The 25,730-nt window shown below is 65.1% G+C and carries 35 protein-coding genes; 23 read left to right on the forward strand and 12 right to left on the reverse strand.

Annotated features, from left to right (window positions below; genetic code table 11):
• The first annotated feature begins 122 nt into the window (after nt 1–122).
• A complete protein-coding gene (locus tag DSM43276_RS13890; protein ID WP_109556138.1) occupies nt 123–812 on the forward strand; it encodes a potassium channel family protein in 690 nt (229 codons plus the stop codon).
• Entirely contained in the window at nt 809–1,468 is a 660-nt protein-coding gene (locus tag DSM43276_RS13895; RefSeq protein ID WP_078330066.1) for a potassium channel family protein, read from the forward strand. The genes DSM43276_RS13890 and DSM43276_RS13895 overlap by 4 nt, the downstream gene beginning before the upstream one ends.
• Nucleotides 1,469–1,475: 7 nt before the next feature.
• Here DSM43276_RS13895 and DSM43276_RS13900 read toward each other — a convergent pair whose 3' ends face one another.
• Both DSM43276_RS13900 and DSM43276_RS13905 read right to left on the reverse strand, forming a co-directional pair.
• On the reverse strand, nt 1,476–2,222 hold the full coding sequence (locus DSM43276_RS13900) for a DUF3159 domain-containing protein (protein WP_078330067.1): 747 nt from the start codon (nt 2,220–2,222) through the stop codon (nt 1,476–1,478).
• Complete coding sequence (locus DSM43276_RS13905) at nt 2,223–2,594, reverse strand: OB-fold nucleic acid binding domain-containing protein (protein ID WP_005057265.1); 372 nt, start codon at nt 2,592–2,594, stop codon at nt 2,223–2,225.
• A gap of 225 nt (nt 2,595–2,819) precedes the next feature.
• On the opposite strand from DSM43276_RS13905, the gene DSM43276_RS13915 reads away from it, so the two are divergent.
• On the forward strand, nt 2,820–3,482 hold the full coding sequence (locus tag DSM43276_RS13915; protein ID WP_078330068.1) for an alpha/beta fold hydrolase: 663 nt from the start codon (nt 2,820–2,822) through the stop codon (nt 3,480–3,482).
• Between the two features lies 1 nt (nt 3,483).
• Here DSM43276_RS13915 and sigI read toward each other — a convergent pair whose 3' ends face one another.
• Nucleotides 3,484–4,362: an RNA polymerase sigma factor SigI gene (gene sigI, locus DSM43276_RS13920; RefSeq protein WP_078330069.1), complete on the reverse strand. Its 879-nt coding sequence runs from the start codon at nt 4,360–4,362 to the stop codon at nt 3,484–3,486.
• A gap of 130 nt (nt 4,363–4,492) precedes the next feature.
• Here sigI and DSM43276_RS13925 point away from each other — a divergent pair, with 130 nt between their 5' ends.
• Together DSM43276_RS13925 and DSM43276_RS13930 are read left to right on the forward strand one after the other, a co-directional pair.
• The gene (locus DSM43276_RS13925) at nt 4,493–5,353 is read left to right on the forward strand and encodes an NmrA family NAD(P)-binding protein (protein ID WP_078330070.1); all 861 of its coding nucleotides are present in this window, start codon (nt 4,493–4,495) and stop codon (nt 5,351–5,353) included.
• A gap of 38 nt (nt 5,354–5,391) precedes the next feature.
• Nucleotides 5,392–5,796, forward strand: a complete 405-nt coding sequence (locus tag DSM43276_RS13930) for a PNPOx family protein (protein ID WP_078330181.1) — start codon at nt 5,392–5,394, stop codon at nt 5,794–5,796.
• A 35-nt stretch (nt 5,797–5,831) separates the two neighbouring features.
• Here DSM43276_RS13930 and DSM43276_RS13935 read toward each other — a convergent pair whose 3' ends face one another.
• Nucleotides 5,832–6,575: a DUF3710 domain-containing protein gene (locus DSM43276_RS13935; protein WP_078330071.1), complete on the reverse strand. Its 744-nt coding sequence runs from the start codon at nt 6,573–6,575 to the stop codon at nt 5,832–5,834.
• Nucleotides 6,575–7,045, reverse strand: a complete 471-nt coding sequence (gene dut, locus DSM43276_RS13940; protein ID WP_167668440.1) for a dUTP diphosphatase — start codon at nt 7,043–7,045, stop codon at nt 6,575–6,577. The genes DSM43276_RS13935 and dut overlap by 1 nt, the downstream gene beginning before the upstream one ends.
• Here dut and DSM43276_RS13945 point away from each other — a divergent pair.
• Nucleotides 7,038–7,550: a DUF3093 domain-containing protein gene (locus tag DSM43276_RS13945; RefSeq protein WP_078330072.1), complete on the forward strand. Its 513-nt coding sequence runs from the start codon at nt 7,038–7,040 to the stop codon at nt 7,548–7,550. The two genes, dut and DSM43276_RS13945, sit on opposite strands and share 8 nt — an antisense overlap.
• A 32-nt stretch (nt 7,551–7,582) precedes the next feature.
• Here DSM43276_RS13945 and DSM43276_RS13950 read toward each other — a convergent pair whose 3' ends face one another.
• Nucleotides 7,583–7,885 (reverse strand): DUF4193 domain-containing protein, encoded by a 303-nt coding sequence (locus tag DSM43276_RS13950; RefSeq protein ID WP_005057245.1) that lies wholly within the window; start codon nt 7,883–7,885, stop codon nt 7,583–7,585.
• Nucleotides 7,886–8,087: 202 nt separating this feature from the next.
• On the opposite strand from DSM43276_RS13950, the gene cei reads away from it, so the two are divergent.
• Nucleotides 8,088–8,735: an envelope integrity protein Cei gene (gene cei, locus DSM43276_RS13955; protein ID WP_078330182.1), complete on the forward strand. Its 648-nt coding sequence runs from the start codon at nt 8,088–8,090 to the stop codon at nt 8,733–8,735.
• Here the strand turns inward: cei and DSM43276_RS13960 are convergent.
• Entirely contained in the window at nt 8,732–9,556 is an 825-nt protein-coding gene (locus DSM43276_RS13960; protein ID WP_078330183.1) for an inositol monophosphatase family protein, read from the reverse strand. The genes cei and DSM43276_RS13960 overlap by 4 nt on opposite strands.
• A gap of 156 nt (nt 9,557–9,712) precedes the next feature.
• Between DSM43276_RS13960 and ppgK the strand changes: the two genes are divergently transcribed.
• The 9 genes from ppgK (at nt 9,713) to DSM43276_RS14005 (ending at nt 17,731) form a co-directional block, all read left to right on the forward strand.
• Nucleotides 9,713–10,516 (forward strand): polyphosphate--glucose phosphotransferase, encoded by an 804-nt coding sequence (ppgK, locus tag DSM43276_RS13965; RefSeq protein ID WP_078330073.1) that lies wholly within the window; start codon nt 9,713–9,715, stop codon nt 10,514–10,516.
• A 117-nt stretch (nt 10,517–10,633) separates the two neighbouring features.
• Complete coding sequence (locus DSM43276_RS13970; RefSeq protein WP_078330074.1) at nt 10,634–12,082, forward strand: RNA polymerase sigma factor; 1,449 nt, start codon at nt 10,634–10,636, stop codon at nt 12,080–12,082.
• Nucleotides 12,083–12,244: 162 nt separating this feature from the next.
• A complete protein-coding gene (locus tag DSM43276_RS13975; protein ID WP_078330075.1) occupies nt 12,245–13,210 on the forward strand; it encodes a sulfite exporter TauE/SafE family protein in 966 nt (321 codons plus the stop codon).
• Between the two features lie 123 nt (nt 13,211–13,333).
• Nucleotides 13,334–14,272, forward strand: coding sequence for a hypothetical protein (locus DSM43276_RS13980; protein WP_078330076.1), 939 nt, complete (start codon nt 13,334–13,336; stop codon nt 14,270–14,272).
• A 20-nt stretch (nt 14,273–14,292) separates the two neighbouring features.
• Nucleotides 14,293–14,502 (forward strand): hypothetical protein, encoded by a 210-nt coding sequence (locus DSM43276_RS13985; protein ID WP_078330184.1) that lies wholly within the window; start codon nt 14,293–14,295, stop codon nt 14,500–14,502.
• Between the two features lie 49 nt (nt 14,503–14,551).
• The gene (locus DSM43276_RS13990) at nt 14,552–15,109 is read left to right on the forward strand and encodes a methylated-DNA--[protein]-cysteine S-methyltransferase (protein WP_078330077.1); all 558 of its coding nucleotides are present in this window, start codon (nt 14,552–14,554) and stop codon (nt 15,107–15,109) included.
• Between the two features lie 67 nt (nt 15,110–15,176).
• Complete coding sequence (locus tag DSM43276_RS13995) at nt 15,177–15,659, forward strand: DUF4126 domain-containing protein (RefSeq protein WP_078330078.1); 483 nt, start codon at nt 15,177–15,179, stop codon at nt 15,657–15,659.
• Nucleotides 15,656–17,032 (forward strand): FAD-containing oxidoreductase, encoded by a 1,377-nt coding sequence (locus DSM43276_RS14000; RefSeq protein ID WP_078330079.1) that lies wholly within the window; start codon nt 15,656–15,658, stop codon nt 17,030–17,032. Before DSM43276_RS13995 ends, DSM43276_RS14000 begins: the two co-directional genes overlap by 4 nt.
• Nucleotides 17,033–17,065: 33 nt before the next feature.
• The gene (locus DSM43276_RS14005) at nt 17,066–17,731 is read left to right on the forward strand and encodes a VOC family protein (RefSeq protein ID WP_078330080.1); all 666 of its coding nucleotides are present in this window, start codon (nt 17,066–17,068) and stop codon (nt 17,729–17,731) included.
• Nucleotides 17,732–17,741: 10 nt separating this feature from the next.
• On the opposite strand, the gene DSM43276_RS14010 is transcribed toward DSM43276_RS14005, so the two are convergent.
• The gene (locus DSM43276_RS14010) at nt 17,742–18,572 is read right to left on the reverse strand and encodes an LLM class F420-dependent oxidoreductase (protein WP_078330185.1); all 831 of its coding nucleotides are present in this window, start codon (nt 18,570–18,572) and stop codon (nt 17,742–17,744) included.
• A 56-nt stretch (nt 18,573–18,628) separates the two neighbouring features.
• Between DSM43276_RS14010 and DSM43276_RS14015 the strand changes: the two genes are divergently transcribed.
• Genes DSM43276_RS14015 through DSM43276_RS14025 form a run of 3 tightly spaced genes read left to right on the forward strand, consistent with a single transcriptional unit; the run spans nt 18,629 to nt 20,453 of the window.
• Nucleotides 18,629–19,015, forward strand: coding sequence for a RidA family protein (locus DSM43276_RS14015; RefSeq protein WP_078330081.1), 387 nt, complete (start codon nt 18,629–18,631; stop codon nt 19,013–19,015).
• Between the two features lie 50 nt (nt 19,016–19,065).
• A complete protein-coding gene (locus DSM43276_RS14020; RefSeq protein ID WP_078330082.1) occupies nt 19,066–19,794 on the forward strand; it encodes a FadR/GntR family transcriptional regulator in 729 nt (242 codons plus the stop codon).
• Complete coding sequence (locus DSM43276_RS14025) at nt 19,791–20,453, forward strand: sterol desaturase family protein (RefSeq protein ID WP_078330083.1); 663 nt, start codon at nt 19,791–19,793, stop codon at nt 20,451–20,453. The genes DSM43276_RS14020 and DSM43276_RS14025 overlap by 4 nt, the downstream gene beginning before the upstream one ends.
• A gap of 253 nt (nt 20,454–20,706) precedes the next feature.
• Here DSM43276_RS14025 and DSM43276_RS14035 read toward each other — a convergent pair whose 3' ends face one another.
• The 3 genes from DSM43276_RS14035 to DSM43276_RS14045 all read right to left on the reverse strand — a co-directional run bounded on the left by DSM43276_RS14035 (nt 20,707) and on the right by DSM43276_RS14045 (nt 22,455).
• Nucleotides 20,707–21,135, reverse strand: coding sequence for an SCO6045 C-terminal-like domain-containing protein (locus DSM43276_RS14035; RefSeq protein WP_078330085.1), 429 nt, complete (start codon nt 21,133–21,135; stop codon nt 20,707–20,709).
• Entirely contained in the window at nt 21,128–22,024 is an 897-nt protein-coding gene (locus DSM43276_RS14040; RefSeq protein WP_078330086.1) for a multinuclear nonheme iron-dependent oxidase, read from the reverse strand. Before DSM43276_RS14040 ends, DSM43276_RS14035 begins: the two co-directional genes overlap by 8 nt.
• A gap of 62 nt (nt 22,025–22,086) precedes the next feature.
• Complete coding sequence (locus DSM43276_RS14045) at nt 22,087–22,455, reverse strand: DUF952 domain-containing protein (protein ID WP_169053111.1); 369 nt, start codon at nt 22,453–22,455, stop codon at nt 22,087–22,089.
• A gap of 216 nt (nt 22,456–22,671) precedes the next feature.
• On the opposite strand from DSM43276_RS14045, the gene DSM43276_RS14050 reads away from it, so the two are divergent.
• Together DSM43276_RS14050 and DSM43276_RS14055 are read left to right on the forward strand one after the other, a co-directional pair.
• Complete coding sequence (locus tag DSM43276_RS14050) at nt 22,672–22,866, forward strand: DUF7455 domain-containing protein (protein WP_078326657.1); 195 nt, start codon at nt 22,672–22,674, stop codon at nt 22,864–22,866.
• Between the two features lie 62 nt (nt 22,867–22,928).
• Complete coding sequence (locus DSM43276_RS14055) at nt 22,929–23,903, forward strand: YihY/virulence factor BrkB family protein (protein ID WP_078330186.1); 975 nt, start codon at nt 22,929–22,931, stop codon at nt 23,901–23,903.
• Here DSM43276_RS14055 and DSM43276_RS14060 read toward each other — a convergent pair.
• Entirely contained in the window at nt 23,900–24,136 is a 237-nt protein-coding gene (locus DSM43276_RS14060) for a DUF3039 domain-containing protein (protein ID WP_078304143.1), read from the reverse strand. The genes DSM43276_RS14055 and DSM43276_RS14060 overlap by 4 nt on opposite strands.
• Before the next feature lie 25 nt (nt 24,137–24,161).
• On the opposite strand from DSM43276_RS14060, the gene DSM43276_RS14065 reads away from it, so the two are divergent.
• Both DSM43276_RS14065 and DSM43276_RS14070 read left to right on the forward strand, forming a co-directional pair.
• Complete coding sequence (locus DSM43276_RS14065) at nt 24,162–24,554, forward strand: DUF3099 domain-containing protein (RefSeq protein ID WP_078326659.1); 393 nt, start codon at nt 24,162–24,164, stop codon at nt 24,552–24,554.
• Between the two features lie 147 nt (nt 24,555–24,701).
• On the forward strand, nt 24,702–25,673 hold the full coding sequence (locus DSM43276_RS14070; protein ID WP_078310950.1) for a sigma-70 family RNA polymerase sigma factor: 972 nt from the start codon (nt 24,702–24,704) through the stop codon (nt 25,671–25,673).
• The last annotated feature ends 57 nt before the right edge of the window (nt 25,674–25,730 follow it).

Consider the following 25,730-nt stretch of genomic DNA (forward strand, 5'->3'; position numbering starts at 1 on the left):
CATTAGGCCACGCGAGCAATCGCGGTACGGTCTCACTTGACATCGCTGTGTCGGGTGCCGTGACGCGGCGTTCAGCATCGCGGTAAGTCCTGAGACGAACGCCTATCCAGAAGGGTCTACCGGTGCGAGTAGTGGTGATGGGCTGCGGGCGCGTGGGTGCCGCGCTGGCGGGAGGGCTGGCCAGGATCGGCCACGAGGTGGCGATCATCGACAAGGAGGCCTCCGCGTTCAACCGGCTCAGCTCCGAATTCACTGGCGAACGCATCGTCGGCATGGGTTTTGATCGCGACGTCTTGTTGCGGGCCGGGATCGAGCGGGCACAGGCATTCGCCGCGGTCTCCTCCGGTGACAACTCGAACATCATCTCGGCCCGGGCGGCCCGCGAGACCTTCGGCGTCGAGCGCGTGGTGGCCCGCATCTACGACGCCAAGCGCGCCGCCGTCTACGAGCGCCTCGGCATTCCGACCGTCGCCACCGTGCCGTGGACAACCGATCGCCTGCTGCATGCCCTCACCCGCGAAAGTGACACCACCAAGTGGCGTGATCCGTCCGGTTCGGTTCTGGTCACCGAGCTCGCGCTGCACGAAGACTGGATAGGCAAGCGCATCACGGCGCTGGAGACCGCCACCGGTGCGCGGGCGGCCTTCATCATCCGGTTCGGCACGGGCGTGCTTCCCGACGCCAAGACGGTTATCCAGGACAGTGACGAGGTGTACGTATCAGCGGTGTCCGGACGCGCCGCCGAAGCCATGGCGATCGCGGCGCAGCCGCCGGGCGAGGATGCCGACGATGACCACGGGAGTGCCCGATGAAGGTAGCCATCGGAGGCGCCGGCGCCGTCGGACGTTCCATCGCACGCGAGCTCATCGAGAGCCGGCACGACGTCACCCTGCTGGAACGCAATCCCGATCACATTGATCCAGAGTCGGTACCCGAGGCGCATTGGCGGCTTGGGGACGCCTGTGAGATCAGCCTGCTGGAAGCCGAGGAACTGCACACCTTCGACGTGGTGATCGCGGCCACCGGTGATGACAAGGCCAATCTGGTGCTCAGCCTGCTGGCCAAGACCGAATTCGCCGTGGCCCGCGTCGTGGCCCGGGTGAACGACCCGCGCAACGAATGGCTGTTCGACGATGCCTGGGGCGTCGATGTCGCGGTGTCGACACCGCGCATGTTGGCATCCCTCGTCGAGGAGGCCGTCGCCGTGGGTGACGTGGTGCGGCTGATGGAGTTCCGGCGTGGTCAGGCCAATCTGGTGGAGATCACGCTCCCCGACGACACCCCCTGGGGCGGTAAGCCGGTACGAAAGCTGGAACTGCCCCGCGACGCGGTGCTGGTGGCAATTCTGCGCGGATCGCGGGTCATTCCGGTACAGCCCGATGAGCCTCTCGAAGGCGGCGACGAGCTGATCCTGGTGGCCACCGCGGATATCGAGGACGAGCTACACCGCGCAGTCCTGCCGCAGTAGTCGCCGACTAGCTGCTCGCCGGAGATTCCTCGGCCGCGTTGTCGGTGTGGCGGCGCACATAGCGAATCACCAGCAGGGTGACCAACGCACCGACGGCGGTCAACGGCCAGCCCATCGCGATCTTCGTGCCACCCAGCCAGGCCGTGTTGCCCGCGAGGTATAGCCACTGCTGCACGACAAATCTGGTGGCGAACAACGCGATCCAGACCACCGTCGCGATATCGAAGGCCGTCAGGATGCGCCGGTTACCGCGCCACGACATGTCACCGCCGGTGGCCCAGCTGTACGCGTAACCCACGATCGGGCGGCGGATGATCACCGATACCAAAAACACCGTGCCCCAGAAGAAGTTGGCCCAGATCCCGATGAGGAAGTAGCCCTTGGCCTCTCCCAGCAGGTAGGCGATCAGCGCGCTGATGCCGACGCTGATGAATCCCGAGACTGCCGGTTGCAGCGACTCGCGCCGCACCAGCCGCCAAACCAAAACCAGGGTCGCCGCCACCAGGGCAGCGATGATCGCCGGCATCAACGAGGAGACGCTGACCGCGACAACGAAAACGATCACCGGGATCGACGAGTAGACGATGCCCTGCCATCCCCCCGCCTGATGCCACATCTCGTGCAGCGGAGAGCTTCCTGGCTCCTCGGGCTTGGTCCCGGGCACGCTGAATTTCAGCTGCGGGCCCTCCGCGGTATCCGGGCCGACATGCGCGCCGCCCGAGCCGTCCGGCTCGTGCGATGGGGTCTCTGGCACTTAGCGCTGAATCTCGTAGTACGGGTTGTGAATCACCTTGCCGCCGTTCTCAAGCTTGCCGAGTCGACCGCGCACCAGCAGGGTGCGGCCCGATTCGATACCGGGGATTCGGCGCTGTCCCAGCCAGACCAGCATCACCGTGTCGGTGCCGTCGAACAGCTCGGCCTTCACGCCGGCGACGCAACCCTTGGAATTGGTCTCGACGGTGCGCAACGTTCCGCACATGGTGACCTCTTGGCCGCGCTGACAATCGATGACGCGCTGAGCACCGGTGGCGGCGGCGTCGTCACCGATCTTCTCGGCGTCTACTTGCTCCAGGTCCTCTGTCAGCCGACGAGTCAGTCGACGCAGATAACCGCCTGTGGTAGCCACTTCTCGTCCTGGCCTCTCAACATGCCCGATCGTGTGATCGCTCGTGGAGTCACTTGGCGCAAGCGGCTCATCGGTGCAACCGCCACGGTAGACCTTTGCACGCCCCGATGCCAGGCGGCCCCCGGGGTGTCCCGTACACCGGGCAAGATCAGGTGCGTGACGCCCATCAACGGTCTTGCCGCGAGCGGCCCATCCCCCGAACTTGATGGCCGCACGGCTGTTCTCATGCCGGGCACGGGCTCCGACGACGACTTCATCACGCGGGCGTTCGGCCCCGCTCTCACCAGAGCGGGGGCCGCCCTGGTCGCGGTGCGTCCAGAACCGAATGACCTGGTCAACGGCTACCTCAGGGCGCTCGATCGGGCCGCTCGGGGTGGCCCGATCGTCGTAGGCGGGATGTCCATCGGCACCGCCGTGGCCCTGACGTGGGCCCTGCGTAATCCCGGGGCGACGGTGGCGGTGCTGGCAGCCATGCCGGCGTGGACCGGAAGGCCGGAGAACTCGCCGGCTTCGGTATCCGCCCGGGTCACCGCCGAATCGCTGCGCTCCGACGGGTTGGCAGCGGTGACCGCCGCGATGCAGGCCAGCAGCCCCGCCTGGCTGGCGGCAGAGCTCGCCCGGTCCTGGGCAGTCCAGTGGCCGGGTCTGCCCAATGCCATGGAGGAGGTGTCGGCCTTTGAGAACCCGGCTGCCGACGATATCCGCGGATTGACCGTGCCGTTGGCGGTGGCGGCGGCCACCGATGATCCGATACATCCGCTCACCGTCGCCCGGGACTGGGTGTCCTGGGCGCCGCGCGCGGCACTGCGCACCTTCACCCTCGATCAGCTGGGCGCCGATCCGTCGTGTCTGGGCCGGGCGTGTGTCGGTGCGCTGACCGACATCTGAGTCACAGACCGCGCGCAGCGGGGTCGGCCGTGGCCTCAATCGTGAGCACCAAACCGTCGCGCACCGTCAGGGTGACCACCGCGAACAGCCTGCGCTGCGTGAAAGCCAGCAGAACCGGCTGCCCGAACGGCCCACCAACGAGCGTGGCGCCATGCCCGAGATAGACGAGCAGGTTGGTCGCGACATCGGTGCGTCCGCGATTGACCTGTGGCGGGGGCGCCGGGTCTCCGATGATGGTGCCGACCCCCCAGACGCTGGGATCCAGGACCGCCATCAATCCGGTCAGATCACCATGGGCGCATGCGGTGACGAACTTTTCGATCAGCTGCTGGTGCTCGGCACCGGTGACATCACCGGTGCGCGACGCGGACTGCTGGAATCTGGTGCGCGCACGCCGGGCGAGCTGGCGGCACGTGCCCACCGGACGGCCCACCGTCGACGCGATCTCCTCGAACGGGACGCCGAACACGTCATGCAAGACGAACGCGACCCGCTCGCCGGGACTCAACGTGCGCAACACCTCCAGCAGCGCACCGCGCACCTCGTCATCCAGAGTCACTCTGTCGACGGGATCGGCGCTCGCGGAAATATGCAGCGGTGCACCGGATTCCACAGTCGACGCGACACCCGTCTGCTCACGGCGTATCCGCGCCGAACGCAGCTGGTCCAGGCACAACCGGCCGGTCACCACCGATAACCAGGCACGCGGCTCGTCGATCTCCGTCTCGTCGGCGCGCGCCAGCCGCACGAACGCCTCCTGAGCGCAGTCCTCGGCATCCCCGATGTCACCGAGCATTTGATAGGCCAGATTCACCAAGTACGGGTAGTGCTCACGCCAGGCCGCGGCCACCAGCGCGTCGTGCGTCGACGAGGAACTCATGTCACTACGACGATTCCGCGCCCCGAAAAGTTACCGCCCACGCCGGTAACTTTCCGCGCCTGTGCCCCGTCGTACTCATGTGGCCGAAACATGGAAAGCCATCCGAACCTCCCGAATTGGAGTACCCAACATGACAATTCTCGTCACCGGCGCAACAGGCAATGTGGGGCGCCCGCTTGTGGATCTGCTTATCAGCGCGGGCGCCGACGTGCGCGCGGTCACCCGCCACCCTGAACACGCGGATTTCTCACCCCAGGTGAAAACCATCGAGACGGCCCGAGCGGGCCTGCGCGGCGCCACCGCCGTCTTCCTGAATTCCCGGGCACTCGGCGAGGACCTCACCGATTTTGTGGATCAGGCTGTACGCGAAGGGGTTACCCGCCTGGTCGCACTCTCGGCGATCAACTGCGACGACGACGTGTCCCGGCAACCATCACGGTTCCGCGGTGACCGGAACAAGGAGGTGGAACGGTGCGCCGTCGATTCCGGAGTGGAGTGGGTGAGCCTGCGTCCGACGGTCTTCGCGTCCAATTTTCTCGGGATGTGGGCGGGCCAGCTCAAGGCGGGCGACGCGGTCCGCGGACCGTATGCGGCGGCCTCTGCCGCCCCGATCGCGGACCGGGACATCTCCGAGGTCGCGGCGCGCGCCCTGCTCACGGACGACCTCGTCGGGCATCGCATCCCGTTGACCGGTCCGCAGGCATTCACCAACGCCGACCTGGTCGCGGTGCTCGGGGACATTCTGCATCGGCCGCTGGAATACCAGCAGGTTGCCGACGATCTCGTCCGTCAGCACTTCGCCGGTCTGGGGTTTCCGGCGGGATTCGCCGACGCGTACCTCGCCATGCAGGCGGCCACGGTAACCGTGCCGGCGATTGTCACGCACGAGGTGGACCGGATACTCGAGCGTCCCGCGGAGACATTCGCATCCTGGGCCAACAGATTCCGGGCCGAATTCGCACGTGCCGAGTTCGCACCGCAGAAGGGGTGACGGCCATGACCAACACCCCACCGCGATGGCTCACACCGATGAACAAAGTGGTGCGGGCGTTTCACCGCCTCGGCATACCCACCGGTCCGGCGATGGTGCTGACCGTTCCCGGCAGGAAGACCGAACGTCCCCGCCCCACGCCAATCACACCATTCGAGATGGACGGCCAGCTCTATGCCGTAGGCGGCTATCCGGGCTCGGATTGGCCACGCAACGCCGCCGCGGCCGGTTCCGGAACTCTCACCCGACGACACCGTGTCCAGCACGTCAGGATCATCAGCGTGCCGCCCGAGACGGCGCGGCGTGCGCTGCGGGAATTCGCTCTGAAGGTTCCGGTGGGCGTGCGGTTCGCGAAAAGCGCCGGGCTGGTCCGGCATGGAACCCCAGATGAGTTCGAAGCCCTGGCCGGAACGTTGTCGGTGTTTCGGTTCGATCCCGACTAGGTGCTCAGGGTCGCGCTAGCTCCCGCCAGCCGGATCTAGCCGCCGGTGATTGTGGACCGCAACTGCTGCATGGCTGACCCGGAGACGCTACGGCGGGCCACGGGCGTCGGATCATCCTGCGGGGCAGGTTCCTGGACGACGGCCTCGGCTTCTGCCTGGGCCATCGCCTGCGCCTGCGCCGCTTGCAGCTGCTCGAGCATCGGTTCGGGCAGTGCGACCGGAAGGGGGGTGCGCACCGGGTACGGGCTGTCATCGCGGCGGACGACGGTATCGGCCACCGCGTCGCGCGCCTCCTGAGCCAGGGCGTCGAACGTTTCGGCGGGCCCCTGCAGCACGCAGCGGATCATCCATCGGTAGCCGTCGACCCCGATGAAGCGCACAGAGCCTCCCTCGGCGACTCCGACGACCTCGCGGCCCCACGGTCCGTCGGCGATGGAGACCTCCGCCGCTTCCTTGCGCAGCGATTCAGCCAGCTCGCCCGCGATCTCACGCCACAGTCCGGCGGATTTCGGCGCGGCGTAGGCCGCCACCGAGTAGCGCCCGTTGGGTGTCAGCACGAAGACCGCACCGGGAGCACCGGAGGCGGTCAACTCGACCTGAATCTGTCCGGCCTCGGGCACCGGAATGAGGACCGAGCCCAGGTCCAGGCGCCCGATTCCGGCGTCTTCCGGACTGTCGAAGTCCTCGACTTCGTATGGGCCGTCGAATGTTTCCCCCGACCCTGACGCATCGTCAGCATCGTCCAGGTCGTTCAGACCGCCACTTCGGTGCAATGCCATCACAAACTCGCATGTCCGCCGCTGGATCCGTGCCCGCCCACACCGCGGGTGGTCACGGCCAGACCGGCCTCGTCAAAAGAATCCACTTCAACCAGCTCTGGCAACTCAACCTGCTGAACCAACAACTGCGCGATCCGGTCGCCACGGGCGATGACGATCGGAGTCTCCGGGTCCACGTTGATGAGGCTGAGCTTCACCTCGCCACGATACCCGGCATCGATCGTGCCAGGGCTGTTGACGATCGAAAGACCCACGCGCGCAGCCAGGCCCGAGCGCGGATGCACCAGCCCGACCATCCCGGTCGGGACGGCCACGGCGATACCGGTACCCACCAAAGCCCGGCGCCCGGGCTCGATCACGACGTCCTCGGCACTGTAGAGATCGACCCCCGCATCGTCGGCATGCGCACGGGACGGCAGGGGAAGCTCTCGATCGAGGCGAACGATCGCCAATCTCGTAGGTGTGGGCACGATCGCCCAGACTACCCTTGGCCGCGTGACGGACTCCCCCAACAACACGACCGATATCCGCTACGTCGAGCGGTTGTGGGTTCCGTGGTGGTGGACCCTGCCCGGCTTTGGCGCGGCAACACTGCTCGGGCTGGAAATCAATCAGAGCATGCGCCAGCTGCCCGGCTGGGTGCCGTACCCGATTCTGTTCGCGATTGTCGCGGGAGTCTTGTTGTGGTTCAGCAGGATCCGCGTGGAGGTTGCCGCAGCGCCGGACGGCGGCGCCGAGCTGCGCGCCGGGGCAGCACATCTGCCGGTCAGCGTGATCGCCAAGTCGGCGGCAATTCCCGCCACCGCGAAGAGCTCGGCACTCGGCCGTCAGCTCGACCCGGCGGCCTTCGTCGTGCATCGGGCCTGGATCGGCCCGCTGGTCCTGGTGGTCCTCGACGACCCAGAAGATCCGACGCCGTACTGGCTGGTGAGCAGCCGCCATCCCGATCGGGTGCTGGCCGCCCTACGGAGCTAGTACGCGGCCGGGGCCGCGACTAGCTCCGACTCTCAGGCCGCGCAGTCGGTGCAGATCAACTGGCCATTCTTCTCACTGGCCAGTCGGCTGCGGTGGTGCACCAGGAAGCAACTCGAACAGGTGAACTCGTCGGCCTGCTTCGGGATGACCCGGACCGAAAGTTCCTCGCCGGACAGGTCGGCACCTGGTAGCTCGAACGATTCGGCGGTTTCCGCCTCATCGACATCGACCACCGCCGACTGTGCTTCGTTACGACGAGCCTTGAGCTCCTCTAACGAGTCCTCTGACACATCGTCGGCGTCTGATCGCCTCGGCGCGTCGTAGTCGGTAGCCATGCGTCCATCCCCTTATCAACATCTCGTCTTCAAGCTTCTGCATTAGGCGCAGCAAGGCTTTGTACCAGGCTGAAACGGACACCACAAACTATTAGTGCCCAGATCCTGTCGGTTCTTTGTGTGATTTACATCACACAGCAGTGGACACCCGGTCTATTTCGCCGTCTGTCGCCCAGAAGTCAGCTGGCCTAGAGTGCCATCCGTGGTCGCAGACATCACCGAGGGCACCTCGGTAGACAAGTACGGGCGCCCGTTCCGCCGCCGGAACTATTTGCCAGCCCTTTGCGTGGGAATAGCGCTCCTGGTGGTCACGGTATTCGTCTGGTCCTCGGCGCTCACCCGGGAAGCACCGGTCAAGGAGGCGACGGCATGCAACCCTCCCGCTCAGCAGACCGAGCCCGGGTCCGGGACCCTGGGTAAGCCGGTGTCACGTTCCGCGCTGTCGGGAACCACCCCGGCGACGCTCAACGACGTCAAGGCACGCGTCCTCAACGCCAACGGCCAGGCCGGCCAGGCCGGGGATGTCTCCACCGCGCTGCGCGATCTGGGGTTCCCCTCGCCGACCGCCGATAACGACCCCTTCTACCCCAGTGGGTCCCGCCTGAACTGTGTCGGACAGATCCGATTCGGGGAATCCGGCTACGCCAACGCCCTGACGCTCTCGCTGGTGGCGCCGTGTGTCGAGTTCGTCGAGGACAAGCGATCCGACAATTCGGTGGACCTGGCGCTCGGCAGCGAGTTCACCGAACTCGCCTCTGGTAACGCGGTCACCTCGGCGCTCAACAGCCTCAAATCCGGTAACCAGGCCAACTCTGATTTCATCCTCAAGGCCCGGCAGAGCACCTGTTAGCCGGGAATCGGCGCCAACGCGTCGATATCGGTCAAGAGCTGCCCGAACTCCTCGGCGAGTCCGGGAGCCATGGCCGCGATGAGGGCGCCGTCGGCGCTCCGGGCGTCCGCGTCCGGCAGCACCAGCACCGCGCCGGCTTCACGTGCGATGAGAGCACCGCCGGCCCAGTCCCACGGCCCCAGCCCGTGCTCGTACTGGGCATCAACACGTCCTTCTGCCACCGCACACAGATCCAGCGCGGCCGATCCGATCCGCCGCACGTCACGCACCCTGGGCAGGAGCTGCGCAACCAGTTGAGCCTGACGTTCTCGACGCACCGTCGAGTACGCGAAGCCCGTAGCCACCAGGGCCAGCCGCGCTTCCCGAACCGGGTTACACGCCAAGGGCCACTGCAGGCCGTTGGCCTCGCGCACGGTCGCACCAAGGCCTGAAGCCGCCGAGAAGACGCGATCCGCCACGACATCGGCCACCGCGGCCGCCACCGACACCCCGTCCACCTGAGCGGCCACCGAGACGGCATACGCGGGAATGCCGTAGACGAAGTTCACCGTGCCGTCGATCGGATCGATCACCCAGCGCACGTGCGATGAGCCGCTCGCGCGCCCTCCGGTCACCCCGTCCTCCTCGCCCAGGATCGCGTCCTCCGGGCGTAATGCCGACAGCCGACGGCGCAGCAGCCGTTCACATTCGGTATCGACGAGAGTCACCGGATCTGTCTCGGAGCTCTTGGTCCGCACAGAGGCCGCCCAATCGACGGTTCCGCGACGATGCCGCACAAATTCGGCCGCCTCGGATGCCAGCCGCACCGCTACCGAACGCAACGCTCCCGGATCGATTCCCACGCGTCTATCGCAGCACAGCCACGAGCGTCACGCACGGTGTCCCCTGGGGCATTAGGGTGTCACTCGCATTCAGTCTGTTCCGGCTGTGTTCGACCGTGTTCGCCAGCCATGTAGACCCAGGGCCAAGGAGCGCCGATGACCGCCACCGAATCCAGACCGTCCGCACCCGCGACGCACGCCGGCGTGACCGCGCAGCGAGGGTTCGGCATCGACGTCGGCGGCAGCGGCATCAAGGGCGCGATCGTGGATCTGACTACCGGCGAGATGATCGGCGAACGGGTCAAATACCCCACTCCCCAGCCCGCCACGCCGACGGCCGTCGCAGAGACCATCGCCACAGTGGTCCGTGATTTCTCTTGGACAGGGCCCGTTGGCGTGACCTATCCGGGCGTGATCGTGCACGGCGAGGCGCGCACCGCCGCGAACGTCGACAAATCATGGTTGGGCGTCAACGTCCACGACATCATCAGCGCCGAATTGAACGGCCAAACCGTCACCGTGCTCAATGATGCCGATGCCGCCGGAATGGCCGAGGACCGGTACGGAGCGGGCAAGGATCAGTCCGGCCTGGTCGTCCTCTTGACGTTCGGAACCGGGATCGGATCTGCCGTCCTTCATAACGGAGTCCTGTTACCCAACACGGAGTTCGGGCATATCGAAGTCGGCGGCATGGAGGCCGAGCATCGCGCGGCGTCGTCGGTGAAGGAAAAGAACGATTGGAGCTACAAACAGTGGGCGCCCGAGGTCACCAAGGTCTTGGAGGCCGTGGAGAACGCGCTGTGGCCCGACCTGTTCATCGTGGGCGGAGGCATCAGCCGCAAGGCCGACAAGTGGGTGCCGCTGCTGACGAATCGAACCCCGGTAGTGGCCGCTGCACTGCAGAACACGGCGGGAATCGTTGGCGCGGCGATGGCCGCACACGCTGGCGTTTCACCTTAGCTTTTTCACAGGTTCTGCGCTCTTGTCGTTACAATGGCAAGCAGATAGCCGCACGCCGGGCCACGCAGGTGCTCCCCGGCAGCGACGAACATCAAGCAGACAGCCAAATTCTCGATTTTGCATGCCCATGCGCGTCGAAGAAGTAGCCAGGAAAGGGCGTACGTGGCAGCCACGAAAGCAGCTCCGGTAACGCAGGCCGCCGACGAAACACCTTCGACGACGACCGCCGTCAAGGCAGCACCCGCGAAGGCACCGGCCAAGAAGGCACCCGCGAAGGCCGCCGTTAAGGCAGCACCCGCGAAGAAGGCGCCGGCCAAGAAGGCCGCGGCCAAGGCGCCCGCGAAGAAGGCGGCCCCCGCCAAGAAGGCACCGGCCAAGAAGGCCGCAGGTAAGGCAATCGATCCCGCTCTCGAACCGCAGGGCAGCCCCGAGGACGCCGATATCGAGCCCGGTGAGGATATCGAGCCCGACCTCGCCGAGGACGCCGATATCGAGGCCGACCTCGCCGAGGTTGCCGTCGTCGAGCCCGAGGCGGAAGCCGAAAGCGACGAGCCCACTGAGAAGGACAAGGCATCAGGCGATTTCGTCTGGGACGAAGAGGAATCCGAGGCGCTGCGACAGGCCCGCAAGGACGCCGAGCTCACCGCCTCCGCGGACTCGGTGCGCGCCTACCTCAAGCAGATCGGCAAAGTGGCCCTGCTCAACGCCGAAGAGGAAGTTGAGCTGGCCAAGCGGATCGAGGCCGGCCTGTACGCGACCCAGATCGTCACCGAGCTGACCGAAAAGGGCGAGAAGCTCCCCGCCGCCCAGCGCCGCGACATGTCGTGGATCTGCCGTGACGGCGATCGCGCCAAGAACCACTTGCTGGAAGCCAACCTGCGTCTGGTGGTATCGCTGGCCAAGCGCTACACGGGCCGCGGTATGGCCTTCCTGGACCTCATCCAGGAAGGCAACCTGGGTCTGATCCGCGCGGTCGAGAAGTTCGACTACACAAAGGGTTACAAGTTCTCGACGTATGCCACCTGGTGGATCCGTCAGGCCATCACCCGCGCGATGGCCGACCAGGCCCGCACCATCCGCATCCCCGTGCACATGGTCGAGGTCATCAACAAGCTCGGCCGCATTCAGCGTGAGCTGCTCCAGGACCTGGGTCGCGAACCCACGCCCGAAGAGCTGGCCAAGGAAATGGACATCACGCCGGAGAAGGTGCTGGAGATCCAGCAGTACGCGCGTGAGCCCATCTCGCTGGACCAGACCATCGGTGACGAGGGCGATTCACAGCTCGGCGACTTCATCGAGGATTCCGAGGCCGTGGTCGCCGTCGACGCGGTGTCCTTCACCCTGCTGCAGGATCAGCTGCAGTCGGTGTTGGAGACGCTCTCCGAGCGCGAGGCCGGCGTGGTGCGTCTGCGGTTCGGTCTGACCGACGGCCAGCCGCGCACGCTCGACGAGATCGGTCAGGTGTACGGGGTGACCCGTGAGCGCATCCGGCAGATTGAATCCAAGACCATGTCGAAGCTGCGCCACCCGAGCCGTTCACAGGTGCTGCGCGACTACCTCGACTAAGCCCCTTCCACGCGGGCGAACGGGTCTGCAGGTATTCACAGCGGATTGACAGGCAAGTCGCAGGTTTCGATCACGGTAAGAACAACTGGCGAATTCCGAACCTGTCACCTCTACTGTCGAAACTCCTGCTAGACGCACAAATACCCGCCAGGAGCCTGTCCCGTGATCAAACTTCTCATCTTTACCCTTGTGGGTCTTGGCGCCCAGATCGTCGACGGGACGCTCGGTATGGCGTTCGGGGTCACGGCGACGACCCTGCTGGTGTTTACCGGTGTCGGTGCCGCCCATGCCAGCGCCGCCGTGCACTTCGCCGAGGTCGCCACGACACTGGCCTCGGGTGTCTCCCATTGGCGGTTCGGCAATGTCGACAAGCGTGTCCTGCTGCGGCTGGGCATACCCGGCGGCATCGGCGCGTTCCTTGGTGCGACCGTGTTGTCACGGTTGTCCACGGAGTCCGCCGCACCGATCACAGCGGGGATCCTGCTGGCCATCGGCGTCTACCTCATCTACCGATTCAGCACCAACCCGCCGCGCGGGAACTACGCGCCGACGACACCGTTCTCGGCGAGGTTCCTGGCCCCGCTGGGCCTGTTCGGCGGATTCATCGACGCCTCCGGTGGCGGCGGTTGGGGACCCATCACGACAAGCACCTTGCTCACCAGCGGAAAGGCCGCACCCCGCACGGTGATCGGCTCGGTCAGTGCGTCCGAGTTCATCGTCGCCGTTTCAGCGAGCATCGGCTTCCTGTTCGGGCTCGGCTCTGAGTTCTTCAACAACCTGATCGTGATCGCCGGGCTGGCCCTGGGCGGTGTGATCGCCGCGCCGATCGCGGCCTGGCTTGTCTCGCGCGTCAACTCGGTGGTGCTCGGCACCGCGGTCGGCGGCGTACTGGTGCTGACCAACGCCCGCGCGCTGCTGCGGTACTTCGACACTCCCGACTCCGTGCGTACACCCATCTACCTGGCGATTGTCATCGTCTGGGTGGCACTGGTCGCGTACACGTGGCGCAGGGCCACGCTCACCGCCGCCGAAGCCGCGGGAGACCTCAGCGAGATCGCAGCGAGCGCGGAACCCCAACGGGCGCTGGCAGACACGCCCGGCGACGATATCGCTGCCGCACCGAAGTAGCAGCTAGTAAGCACGCTCAAAGCGCGAATGGAGTAGCCCGCTACGCATGTCGAGCGGGTGCCCACGCGCACAGCATGGTGCCAACCCGGTGACAGTCATCGGGCTGGAATCGAAGGACACACCATGACCGCAACACTCGACACAGAAGTCACCGCGCCGCCGCCCCTGGACGGCGAGGTGGCCGATCGACGCAGCAAGTTCCGCAAGCTGACCGCCGAGACCGCCAAGGATCCGTACGCAGAACGGGCGTTCCTCGCATCGAAGCTGGCTGTGCTGCAATCACATCCAAAGCTCTCGGCAGCCACCCGCCGCGAGGCTGAAGCAACGCTGGCCGAGGCCGCGGGGGTGGCGGATATCGCCGAACTCGCCGCCGGGATAACCCCGCCTCCGGGCGGAGTCGGCTACGGCATGTTCTACACGAACAGCTTTCGCACCCGCTTCGCGCGCGGCACCTCGTTCTACTACGAGATCGTCTGCCCACACCAGCCCGGCGGCAACGTGGCCGACTACCTGTACCTGACCGCCACCAACCGTGCACAAAAAGGTGTCGAGGCGTTCGTGTCGTACCACGCGCAGGACATCGCCCGATTCAAGGTGTTCGACTGGGCGCGCTCGGATCACTGGCAGACCGACATCCCGTTCGCGAATCTGACGTCGTACCTGCGTAGCACCTCCTCACATGGCTGGGGCCTGCAGACACTGCTCGTGTGGAATCAGTCCTTCGAAATCGCACCGAATCGGTGGCGCAACGAGGTACTGCTCCACAACCGTGCGGCGAACCGTTGGGATCTCGTGTACCGCTTCGACTACCAGTCCTCCACCGCCGAACAGATCTCCGGCTGGGTCGGCAGCTGGGGACCGATCGTCGAGACATTCCAGAACAGCTACACGAACACCCGTTGGCTCGGATTCCTCAACACGATGCTGGTGGGCCGCGACGCGGCCGGCAACTGGGGACAATGGGCACTGCTGCGCGCGGCCGACTCGACCATTCGCAATGACGGACATGGATTCTCGCCATTGTTCCTGGACCCGAATTACTCTTTCGTGGTCAAGAGTTGACCGGGCAGGAGCAGCCGATCATGAGTGATAACGGATCGCCTCCCCCTCCCGGTACCGGCCCCATCGCCGATCGGCGCCAGGAGTTCGAAGAACTCAGCCGCCGGCACCGGGAGGGAGCGGATGACCGCGCGTTCATCGAGCACAAGATCGAGATCGTCACGAGCGATCCCGATCTGACTGCCGAGGAGAAGGCCGCCGCGATCGCGGAACTGCGGCGCGCCTTGGAATGACGGCCGCGACACCCCACTGCACGGACCCACCGGCGACAGCAACCTGTCGGTGGGTCCGGCCATACTGGGCAATGTGAGCACTGTCGGCCACTGCTTCTTCGGCACCGCCATCGGCACCTGCGCCATCGCATGGAGCGACGAGGGCATTGTCGCGTTGCAGCTGCCCGAGCACGACGATGCGGCCACCTTAGCCAGGATCCGACGCCCCGCGGGAAGCGAACTGGTACCGCCTCCCTTCGTGGCCGAGGCGATCGAGGGCCTCAAGCGCGTCCTTGCCGGCGAGGATGACGATCTGCGGTGGGTTCAACTGGATTTGGACGGCATCACCGATTTCGATCGCGACGTGTACGCGGTAACCAGGGACATCGGCCCCGGCACGACGCGCAGCTACGGTGACGTGGCAGCAGCCGTGGGTGCGCCGGGCGCCGCGCAGGCCGTGGGACAGTCGTTGGGCCGCAATCCGATTCCGCTCCTCGTCCCCTGCCACCGCGTGCTGGCCGCCGATCACAGCCTGCACGGCTTCTCCGCTTACGGCGGCGTCGTCACCAAGCGCGCACTACTCAGGCTCGAACACACCCCTGGTTTCGACGACCCCACCCTGTTCTGACGCGAAAGACACAGCGCAGGTCTACGCTCTAGCGCATCAAGATCCGGCCGACGCATCGGGAGACCTCATGACCGGTTTGTATGTAGCTGCACTTCTCATCGGAATCGTCGCGGGCCTGCGCGCGATGACCCCACTTGCGGTGTTGAGCTGGGCGGCATTCGCCAAATGTCTTCTGGTGGAAGGCACCTGGGCATCATTTTTGGCCAGCCTGATCGTCGCCATCATCGCCACGGTGCTGGCCGTGGGCGAGATCGTCAACGACAAACTGCCCAAGACACCGAGTCGCAAGGCGCCGCCCGCGTTCGCGGCGCGCGTGGTGCTCGGCGCCTTCTACGGAGCGGTATTCGGCACCCTGGCGGGCGGCACCTCTCCCGGACTCATCATCGGCCTTCTGCTCGGGGCGGTCGGTGCGGTGATCGGCACACTCGGCGGGGCGTGGGCGCGCGGCAAGCTGGCCGAGGCCTTCGGTAAGGATCTGCCCGCCGCGCTGACGGAGGATGCTGTCACCGTCGCTGCAGCCATTGCCATCACCGTGGCGCTCGCCACGTGAGCACACATTTTGATGCCGTCGTCGTGGGCGCCGGCCAGGCCGGCCCCTCCCTGGCCGCCCGATTGCGTGGCGCGGGGATGACCGTGGCCATCGTGGAGCGTCACCTGTTCGGCGGCACCTGCGTCAACACCGGATGCCGCCCCACCAAGGCGCTGGTTGCCAGCGCGCACGCCGCCCATATGGCGCGCGATGCGGAGCGATGGGGAGTCGTCCTCGACGGCTCGGTGAGTATGGACATGGCCCGCGTGCGCGAGCGCAAGGATTCGGTAATCCTCCCGTCGCGCAACGGCGGCGAGAAATGGCTCAAGGATCTTGGTTGCACCATCTACCACGAGCACGCACGCTTCATCTCTCCCACCGAGCTCGCCGTGGGCGACGAGATCATCTCTGCCGAAAAAATCTTCCTGAACGTCGGTGGCCGGGCCGTGGTTCCGGATTGGCCCGGCGTCGACGAGGTTCCGCTGCTCACCAACAGCTCGCTCATCGAGTACGACGAAATCCCGGAACACCTCATCGTCATCGGCGGCAGTTATGTCGGACTGGAGTTCGCGCAGATCTACCGCCGGTTCGGCAGCAAGGTGACGGTGGTGCATCGCGGACCACGGCTCGTCGAACGCGAGGACCCCGACGCCTCGGCGATCATTCAGGAAGTCCTGGAGCGTGAGGGAATCTCCTTCCGCCTCAACGCCTCCTGTATCAGCCTGTCCCGCGGAGACGACGGGGTCGGCGTTGGCGTCGATTGCACCCGGGGTGCGCCCGAGGTCACCGGCTCTCATGTACTTGTCGCGGTAGGGCGCCGACCGAACACCGACGACTTGGGCCTGGAGAACGCCGGCGTCACCATGGATGACCGCGGGTACATCACGGTCGACGATCAGCTGCGCACCACTGTGCCGGGCATCTGGGCCTTGGGCGACTGCAACGGTCGCGGAGCCTTCACCCACACCTCATACAACGACTTTGAGATCGTCGCCGCGAACCTGCTCGATGACGATCCCCGGCGGGTCACCGACAGACTGCCCTGCTACGCCCTGTACACAGATCCGCCGCTGGGCCGGGTCGGCATGACCGAAGCGCAGGCACGCGCCTCGGGACACTCCGTGCTCGTCGGCCGCAAACCGATGAGCCAGGTCGGGCGCGCCATAGAAAAAGGCGAAACCGACGGCTACATGCAGGTTTTGGTCGATGCCGACACCGATCTCATCCTGGGCGCGACCATCCTCGGGGTGGGCGGAGACGAAGTCGTGCACTGCCTGCTCGACACCATGCAGTACGGCGTGCCCGCACGACAACTTCAGCGCACCGTGCACATTCATCCCACGGTGGCAGAGTTCTTGCCCACCGTCTTGGGCGAACTCGCGCCACTCGTTTGACCTCAAGTGCACGTGAGCTCCTAGCATCCGGGTATGAAGATTCACGACGTGCGGATCACTACTACCGACCTGCCCGGCGCCGCTCGCTTCTACAACGAAACCCTTGAATTACCAGTACAACTGGATCACGACCGGGCGACGGTTCATATCGGGGACAGCACGCTCACGTTGATTCCGGGACCCGCGTATCACGGTGCGCATCACATCGCCTTCACCATTCCCGCCGGAAGCCTGGGCGCGGCCAAGGAGTGGCTGTCGCAGCGCGTCACGCTGCAGACCGATGGTCAATGGCACGACGAGTTCGACTGCGCGCCCCATTGGCAGGCCCGCAGCATCTACTTCACCGGTCCTGACCACGCCGTCCTCGAACTCATCGAACGCAACATCCTCGACAACCACATCGATCATTCGTTCGGTGTCGGCGATATCCGTTCTCTCAGCGAGGTCGGCTTCGGGGTATCCGACGTACTCGAGACCCAACGGCGCATGCACGACACGCTGGGCCTGCTGCCGTTCGGCGAACCCGCGCCGGGCTTCGGTCCGGTGGGGGATCACGACGGGCTGTTCATCCTGGTGCCCTCGGACGTCACATGGCGCCCCGAGAATCGGATCCCACCACCTGCCGCGCCCATCGTGGTGACGGCCGATGTATCCACCGCGCTGAAGATCGGCCAGTACTACCTGATTCAACCGCAGTGACTCACCCGCGTTAGGAGCGTGAGTCCCGCCAGGCCAGCGGCGCATCGAGCACCGACAGGTCGTAATCGTTGTCGGCGTCGATCCCCACGGTGAACAACCTCGCGCCCACGTCGGCATAGGCGTCCGCTTCGGCCGCCGTCAATCCCCGTTCGGGATCCAGCCCCCAGGCGGTCGAGCGTTCAATTTCGTTGTGGTCGCGGCCGATTCGTTCGGCCTCGGCGATCAGGATGTCGTTCTTGCGCCGGTAGGTGTCGATATCGGCGAACGCGTGCCAGATATGGGCATGCCGCGCCACCAACGGAATGGTGCGCTTCTCTCCCCCGCCACCGATCAGGATCGGTATCGGTCGCACGGGTGCCGGCAGCAACTGACCCAGCCGGTTCTCGATCCGAACCAGGCTCTCCTCGAACAAATCGAATCGTGAACCTGTCGTACCGAAGTCATATCCGTATGTGGTGTAGTCCCTTTCGTACCAGCCGGCACCCACGCCCAGGATCAGCCGGCCATCGCTGATGTGGTCGACAGTCCGGGCCATATCGGCCAGCAGATCGGGGTTGCGATAACCCACGCCGGTGACAAGCAGCCCGATTTCCGCCCGCGAGGTGACCTCGGCCCACGATCCCAGGGCGGTCCAGGCCTCGAAATTGTTGACGTCGGGCTGCACCTCGTCGAGCACCACTCCCTCACTGCTCAGGGTGCCAGCGGGCCAATGGAAGTGGTCATAACCGAAGATGACGTCCACCCCCTTGTCCTCGGCGCGGAGCACGGCATCTCGCCACTGCTTGTAGTTCTGCGCCTTGGCGGGCCGCAGCTGGATTCCGATGCGAATGCGTCCTGTCACATCGAAGTCCAATTAATCGATCGCCGTAGGTATTCCCCGCCGCCTACGCTGCCGCCATGGAACGCGTGAATATCTCGTCGGACGGCGAATGGGAAGGAGCGGTTGGCTACTCCCGCGCGGTGCGAGTCGGCGGTCACGTGGCCGTCGCCGGAACCACGGCGGCGCGCCAGGGCCGATCACCTGTCGGCGGGAACGACATCGCCGAACAGACCCGCGAGGCGCTGCGCCGAATCGAGTCGGCGCTTAGCCAGGCAGGTGCCTCGTTACGCGATGTCATACGCACCCGCATCTTCGTCACGGATATCGAGCAGTGGCGTGAGGTCGGTTTGGCCCACGGCGAGTTTTTCGGCGACATCCGCCCCGCCGCCACGATGGTCGAAGTCTCAGCACTCATCGATCCGGCGCTGCTGGTGGAAATCGAGGCCGACGCCGTCGTCGACTAAATTGGTCAGACCACTAGACCTCTTACCAATCGCGGTGCTACCGTGACGGCATGGCACTGCAGCCGATCGCCCGTCAGTCGATACCCGACGAGATATTCAGTCAGCTCGCGGCGCAGGTTCTGACCGGCGACCGCACTCCCGGCGATACCCTGCCCAGTGAGCGAGCCCTTGCCGAGGCCCTCGGGGTGTCCCGCACCGCCGTTCGCGAAGCGTTGGGCCGCCTGGAGCGCTCGGGCCTGATTCACATCCGCCAGGGTGGGTCGACGGTAATCCGGGACTATCGCAGCGAGGCCGGTTTCGACGTGCTGCCGCTACTGCTCGCCTATGGCGGCGATGTCGACCGCCGGACACTGGCCAGCGTTATTGAGGCACGCGCGGTCATCGGCCCGCAGGTGGCGCGACTGGCCGCGCAACGATCTCGCCAAAACCCCGGCGTCGCCGATCGGCTGCGTGCCATGACCACCGATCTGGAATCGGAAAGCGACCCACTGCAACGAATGTGGCAGGCGCTCGGTTTCTGGGAGCTGGTCATCGACACCGCCGACTCGATTGCCTTCCGACTGGTGTTCAACACCATGCGCGACTCATATGTCCGGGCCCTGGACGTGCTCGTCAACGTCATGGCCGCCGAAGTCGGCGACATCGGCCATTACCGGGCACTCGCGGACGCCATTGCCGATGCTGATCCGGACGCCGCGCAAGAGGCGGCCGCCGCCATGCTTGCCCTGGGCACCAAGGCCTTTGACAAACTCCTGACGGAAATGGAGGACCAGAAATGACCCGCACCATCCGCAAGGGAATGACCCTGCGCGATGCTCTTGTCGAGTTCGTCAAACACCCCACCCCATGGATGCTTCTCACATGGTCTGCCGTGCTACTGGGCGCACGAATCGCGGTGGGCGGCTGGACTATTGCCGACGCCATCACGCCCATTGCACTCGTGGCCATCTCCCCTGTCGCCGAATGGCTGATCCATATCGGGATCCTGCATTGGCGCCCGCGCTCGGTGGGGCCGGTGAAAATCGACTCGCGGCTGGCCCGCGACCACCGTCTGCATCATCAGGATCCGCGGGATATCCCGCTGGTGTTCATCCCATGGCCAAGCCTGGTCGTGGTGATCACCGGATTGACCCTGGCCGCGCTGTTCGCCTTCCCGCGCACCGGACTTGGGCTCACCTTCGCGCTCACGGTGGCATTGTTCCTGGTGTTCTACGAGTGGACGCATTACCTCGTCCATACCGATTACAAACCGCGTCACGCGATCTATCGTGCGGTCTGGCGAAACCACCGGTACCACCATTTCAAGAATGAGAACTACTGGTTCACCGTCACCAGCTCGGGGACCGCCGACCGTCTCCTGGGCACCTATCCGGATCCGCAACAGGTGAAGTCATCACCTACGGTCCGAAATCTGCACGCGCCCAGCATAACCGGCTAACTTCCGCCGCCACAGCTCCCACCACCACAGCTGCTACCCCCGCCGCAACCGCTTGAGCCGCTACCGCAGCCGCTATGGCCACTGCCGGAGTCGCTGCTTCCGCCCCCACAGCCGCTACCCGAGTAGCCGGTATATCCGCTACTCGAGGAACCATCACCACTGCGTGGCCGGCTTCCGGAATTGGCCGACACGACAAAAACGCTCACGCCGATCAGCAGGACTATCACCGCCGCGATGGCAATGATGGCGACGGTCACGCGTCAGCCCGCTCCGGCCGTAACGCGAAGTATCGCAACTTCTTTCCGAAGGCGATCTGAAGTTCCCGACGACCACCGCGGCGCACCAGGGCAATACGACGAAGCCCCTCGGCGACCTCACGATCCATCATCCAATCGCGCAGATACGGAAGCTCATAGGCGTACTCGCGGAATTCCTTGGCATCACAGAGCACACAGCACCGCATCGCGTGCACCCGCGCATACTGCTCAAACTCGTGCTCCCAGTTGGGCATTTCAGCGAGCCACGGCACCGCCCTGGCCATGTCGAAGCGTCGCTTGATCCGCAGTTGCGCACCCGCGCTCAGCGCCGTGTATTCGTCAAATCCCGACGGGGCATTCCCGGCCAGCAGATCCGAGAGCACCGACAGCTGACGACGCCGCAGAACCTCACGGTTGTCAAGCATGCACAACACCCGCCTTGATCGCCTGCCGCACCACCGAAAGGTCGGCGCTCACGCTAGCTTCGTCGATCGACCCGTCACGCTCGATGAGCACGCCCAGGCTGCGGCCGGAAGTCAGCACCACGAGCTCGGTGAGCAGATCGGCCACCGGATCGATAATGGTGTCGGAATGGGTATCCCAGTACAGATCCCCCTCGAACCGGCCACCCGCGATGTGCACGTACGCGACGCGCTCGACGGGGAATCGGCGCAGCAGCGCTACGGGATCGGTGCCGGAGGCCACTGCCGTCGCGTAGAGGTTGGCGATATCGAGCACCAGCCAGCAGCCGGTGCGGCGGGAAAGCTCACGCAGGTAGTCCGGCTCGCTGAGCTCGTTCTCGGGCCACTGCAGGGTGGTGGCCACGTTCTCCAGCGCCAAGGGCACCCCGAGGTCGTCCTGAACCCGGGACACGTTGTCCACCAGGACATCCAGGGCCAATGTGGTGCGCGGCGGAGCCACCAGATGACCCGCCTCGAGCACACCGCTGTGCCGTCCGTCCTCATAACCGGCCCGCACAAACGCCACGTGCTCACTGACCATTGGAGCGTTGAGCTCCGCGGCCAGAGCAGCCAGGTGCTTGACGCGCTTGGCGTCGGGCAGATCGGCCCCGGCGAGACCCAGGGACACGCCGTGCGGCACCACAACGGTCCCCGCCGCACGCAGGCGCATCAGTTCGACGGGCAGCGCTCCAGGGCGAAAGTTCTCGGCGACGATCTCGGTGAAGGCAAGGTTAAGGGCGTCGTCCGTGACGGCACCCTGGTTGAACATGGCAGCAAGCTCGGGACGCCATGAGGCACCGACCGCGGGCTCGTCGGCCAGCACGGTCGTAAGCGGGTGATTTGAAGAGGCCACCGCGGTTACCCCCTTATCTCAAGACCGGCGAGTTACGCCAGTCTAGCTACCACGTTGATAGCTTAGGAAGTGCTAGGTGCCAGCGGTTTAAAAAAGCCGTCCGATTCCGGCCGGAAATTCGCCACAGAAGTAACTGCGGCGATCGGCAGCGGTCCGTACAAGTGAGGGAACAGCATCGATTCAGGGTCGCTGGGCACACCTGGTTCCCAACGTACCGGAGAGTCAAGCAGATTCGAGGCAACAGACAATACGACCAGATCACACCTACCGCGATACAAGCGGTTGGCCGGAAGGTGAACCTGGTGCGGCGCGGAAAGATGAATGAATCCCGTTTCGGCCAGTGACGTGGGCCTATGCTCCCCCTGTTCACGCGCCAACGCCCACTCCTGGACGGAACAGATATGAACAAGTTCGGCTTCGCTCGGCGCCATCGACTGCATCACACCAGTATCCGATCCTCCTCACGCGCGAAGGGGGCACCTCCCACTTCTGGGGGCCTCATCGGCCTGTAACGCCCCGGACGTGAGCCGCGACACACCGGACACACATGGGGAACAACCGAAACCCCCCAAACGTCTGACAAAGTACATACATAGGCGCCGAGCGGTTCACCGGACCGCAAAGCTCAGGAGAGATACGGAGGAGCCATGTACGCAACTCTGACCAGTCCAGAGCTGACGAAGGCTGACCGCTGCGATCGTTGCGGAGCGGCTGCCCGGGTCCGCGCCACACTCCCGTCCGGAGCCGAGCTGCTTTTTTGCCAGCACCACGCCAACGAGCACTCCGAGAAGCTGAGCGCCCTGTCGGCAGTGTTGTCCATCAGCGCCCCCACCGAGGGTTAGTCGCCGCGGTTTCACCCCCGGTAACGACCGCTGACCATCCCATCAGGAATGCTGGTGTGGCCATGAGTGAGAAGCCGCGCCATGTCTCGATAGGTCGAGACGTCTTGCACGTGATGCGTCGCACCGCCGTAAAGAGTTGGGACGACTCGATTTTCGCGCAGTCGGCCCAAGCCGCTTTTTGGCAGGTGCTGTCGCTACCACCGCTGCTGTTGGGCATCCTGGGGAGCTTGACGTTCGTCGGGCCGCTGTTCGGATCGGACACGCTGCCCGAGATCCAAGAGCGACTCCTGCGGGTGGCCAACAGCGTCTTCAGCAAGAGCGTGGTCGCCGAGATCATCGAACCCACGATCATCGACATCATGCGTGATGGGCGCGGTGAGGTGGTATCCATCGGATTCGTCATCTCGCTGTGGGCGGGGTCCTCGGCGATATCGAGCTTTGTGGACTCCATCGTCGAGGCGCACGATCAGACACCGCTTCGCCACCCCGTACGTCAGCGGTTCTTTGCGCTGGGCCTATACGTCGCCGCACTGGCGATGGCGGTGGTGACATTGCCGGTGATCGCCCTCGGACCGAAACGGATCGCCGAGGTCGTCCCCGACTCGTGGAACGCGCTGCTGCGGTACGGCTACTTTCCACTGTTGGGTATCGCACTGGTCGCCCTGGTGACGCTGCTGTACCGGGTAGCCCTCCCCAAACCGCTTCCGTCGCACCGTTTGTTGATCGGTGCGCTGCTGGCGGTGACGTTCTTTGTGATTGCCAGTCTGGGGCTGCGGTTCTACCTGAACTGGATCACACGAACCGGATACACCTACGGCGCATTGGCCACCCCCATCGCGTTCCTGCTGTTCGCGTTCATGCTCGGATTCGCGATCGTGCTGGGCGCCGAACTCAACGCCGCCATCGAGGAACACTGGCCGGCCGGGGCCACACACGCCCGTCAGCTGCGCGAATGGCTGAGCCCACACAATGGCCAGAACGGTGCCGAGGGCAGCTCTGACGAGGCGACTCCCGAGAGAACCGCCGAAGGCTGCTAGTCGCCCTTCTTCATCATTTCGTAGATGCGCTTGCAATCCGGGCACACCGGGGAGCCGGGCTTGGCCGACCGGGTAACGGGGAAAACCTCACCGCACAGGGCCACCACATGGTTTCCCATGACGGCGCTCTCCACGATCTTGTCTTTCTTGACGTAGTGGAAAACCTTCGGTGTATCACTGTCTGTGCTCTCGTCGACGGTGGTGTCCGGACGCTCGATCGTCTGCGTGTCCATCCCTACATTGTGACATTGTGGAGATATGAGAAAAGAGCTGTCGTTCGATGACGACGGCCATCCGGTACTCATCACGGCGGCCGCGGTCTCGGTCGAAGAACAGCACCGCGCCCGGGTACGCCGCTATTTGACGCTGATGGCGTTCCGGTTCCCGGCCCTGCTGGGATCCGCTTGGGCCTACAGCGTGTGGCACAACGGCTGGATCTCGCTGGCGATCTTGGCGGCGTCGATCCCACTGCCCTGGATGGCGGTGCTCATCGCCAACGACCGCCCTGCCCGCAAGGCCGAGGAGCCACGTCGGTACGGGCCCCAGGAACACCGTCATTCGCTGTTCCCCACCGCTGAGCGCAGAGCGATTGATCCCGCTCCTCCGCCGCAACCGCGCACCCCGGCGGAAGGGTCAGCTGACCCGTCTTAGGGACAGCTATGTCAATTCTCAGGACATTCTCAGCTGCCGACGGCGAATCCGCAGGTCAGTGAGGGCGCCGTTTGGGAACCTCAGGAACTTTCTGGGCCAACCAAGCGTTGCAACTCATGAGACCTACGGATCAACTAGGAGGCAGCGATGGCAAACGCCACCACCCGTCCGGCTCGTACCATCGAGTCCGAGGATCTGGACGCCCAGAGTCCAGCCGCGGACCTTGTACGGGTCTATTTGAACGGCATCGGCAAGACTGCGCTGCTGACGGCGGAGGACGAAGTCGAGCTCGCCAAACGGATCGAGGCGGGGTTGTACGCCCAGCACCTTCTGGACACCAAGAAACGCCTCGGCGAAGCCCGCAAGAAGGATCTGGCCGTGATCGTGCGTGAAGGCAGCGCGGCACGCAGCCACCTGCTGGAGGCCAACCTGCGCCTGGTCGTTTCGCTCGCGAAGCGCTACACCGGTCGCGGGATGCCACTGCTCGACCTCATCCAGGAGGGCAACCTGGGCTTGATCCGCGCGATGGAGAAGTTCGACTACGCCAAGGGGTTCAAGTTCTCGACATACGCCACCTGGTGGATTCGTCAGGCCATCACCCGCGGTATGGCTGATCAGAGCCGCACCATCCGCCTTCCCGTGCACCTGGTGGAGCAGGTGAACAAGCTGGCTCGCATCAAGCGCGAACTGCACCAGCGACTCGGCCGCGAGGCCAGCGATGAGGAATTGTCGGAGGAGTCCGGCATTCCCGTGGAGAAGATCGGGGATCTGCTGGACCACAGCCGCGATCCGGTGAGCCTGGACATGCCGGTCGGCACCGACGAGGAAGCACCTCTGGGTGACTTCATCGAGGACACCGAGGCGATGTCCGCGGAGAACGCCGTCATCGCCGAGCTGCTGCACTCGGACGTGCGCAGCGTGCTGGGCACTCTCGACGAACGCGAGCAGCAGGTCATCCGGCTCCGGTATGGACTCGACGACGGCCAGGCCCGCACGCTGGATCAGATCGGCAAGCTGTTCGGGCTGTCTCGCGAGCGGGTGCGTCAGATCGAGCGCGAGGTCATGACGAAACTGCGCCACGGCGATCGCGCGGAGCGCCTGCGTTCGTACGCGAGCTAGTTGACCTACTACCCTGCCCTCGGGGCGCTGCGCGCTGGAAGCGCAGCGCCCCGATTT

Source organism: Mycobacteroides salmoniphilum, from assembly GCF_004924335.1.
GTDB classification, from domain to species: Bacteria; Actinomycetota; Actinomycetes; order Mycobacteriales; family Mycobacteriaceae; genus Mycobacterium; species Mycobacterium salmoniphilum.

Bases quoted from the DNA above. Each gene is read 5' to 3' on its own strand.
- DSM43276_RS13895 (WP_078330066.1), top strand. From the start codon at position 809: ATGAAGGTAGCCATCGGAGGCGCCGGCGCCGTCGGACGTTCCATCGCA.
- DSM43276_RS13915 (WP_078330068.1), top strand. From the start codon at position 2,820: ATGCCGGGCACGGGCTCCGACGACGACTTCATCACGCGGGCGTTCGGC.
- sigI (WP_078330069.1), bottom strand. From the start codon at position 4,362: ATGAGTTCCTCGTCGACGCACGACGCGCTGGTGGCCGCGGCCTGGCGT.
- DSM43276_RS13925 (WP_078330070.1), top strand. From the start codon at position 4,493: ATGACAATTCTCGTCACCGGCGCAACAGGCAATGTGGGGCGCCCGCTT.
- DSM43276_RS13930 (WP_078330181.1), top strand. From the start codon at position 5,392: ATGAACAAAGTGGTGCGGGCGTTTCACCGCCTCGGCATACCCACCGGT.
- DSM43276_RS13935 (WP_078330071.1), bottom strand. From the start codon at position 6,575: ATGGCATTGCACCGAAGTGGCGGTCTGAACGACCTGGACGATGCTGAC.
- DSM43276_RS13950 (WP_005057245.1), bottom strand. From the start codon at position 7,885: ATGGCTACCGACTACGACGCGCCGAGGCGATCAGACGCCGACGATGTG.
- ppgK (WP_078330073.1), top strand. From the start codon at position 9,713: ATGACCGCCACCGAATCCAGACCGTCCGCACCCGCGACGCACGCCGGC.
- DSM43276_RS13980 (WP_078330076.1), top strand. From the start codon at position 13,334: ATGACCGCAACACTCGACACAGAAGTCACCGCGCCGCCGCCCCTGGAC.
- DSM43276_RS13985 (WP_078330184.1), top strand. From the start codon at position 14,293: ATGAGTGATAACGGATCGCCTCCCCCTCCCGGTACCGGCCCCATCGCC.
- DSM43276_RS13995 (WP_078330078.1), top strand. From the start codon at position 15,177: ATGACCGGTTTGTATGTAGCTGCACTTCTCATCGGAATCGTCGCGGGC.
- DSM43276_RS14005 (WP_078330080.1), top strand. From the start codon at position 17,066: ATGAAGATTCACGACGTGCGGATCACTACTACCGACCTGCCCGGCGCC.
- DSM43276_RS14015 (WP_078330081.1), top strand. From the start codon at position 18,629: ATGGAACGCGTGAATATCTCGTCGGACGGCGAATGGGAAGGAGCGGTT.
- DSM43276_RS14020 (WP_078330082.1), top strand. From the start codon at position 19,066: ATGGCACTGCAGCCGATCGCCCGTCAGTCGATACCCGACGAGATATTC.
- DSM43276_RS14025 (WP_078330083.1), top strand. From the start codon at position 19,791: ATGACCCGCACCATCCGCAAGGGAATGACCCTGCGCGATGCTCTTGTC.
- DSM43276_RS14035 (WP_078330085.1), bottom strand. From the start codon at position 21,135: ATGCTTGACAACCGTGAGGTTCTGCGGCGTCGTCAGCTGTCGGTGCTC.
- DSM43276_RS14045 (WP_169053111.1), bottom strand. From the start codon at position 22,455: ATGGCGCCGAGCGAAGCCGAACTTGTTCATATCTGTTCCGTCCAGGAG.
- DSM43276_RS14050 (WP_078326657.1), top strand. From the start codon at position 22,672: ATGTACGCAACTCTGACCAGTCCAGAGCTGACGAAGGCTGACCGCTGC.
- DSM43276_RS14055 (WP_078330186.1), top strand. From the start codon at position 22,929: ATGAGTGAGAAGCCGCGCCATGTCTCGATAGGTCGAGACGTCTTGCAC.
- DSM43276_RS14060 (WP_078304143.1), bottom strand. From the start codon at position 24,136: ATGGACACGCAGACGATCGAGCGTCCGGACACCACCGTCGACGAGAGC.
- DSM43276_RS14065 (WP_078326659.1), top strand. From the start codon at position 24,162: ATGAGAAAAGAGCTGTCGTTCGATGACGACGGCCATCCGGTACTCATC.
- DSM43276_RS14070 (WP_078310950.1), top strand. From the start codon at position 24,702: ATGGCAAACGCCACCACCCGTCCGGCTCGTACCATCGAGTCCGAGGAT.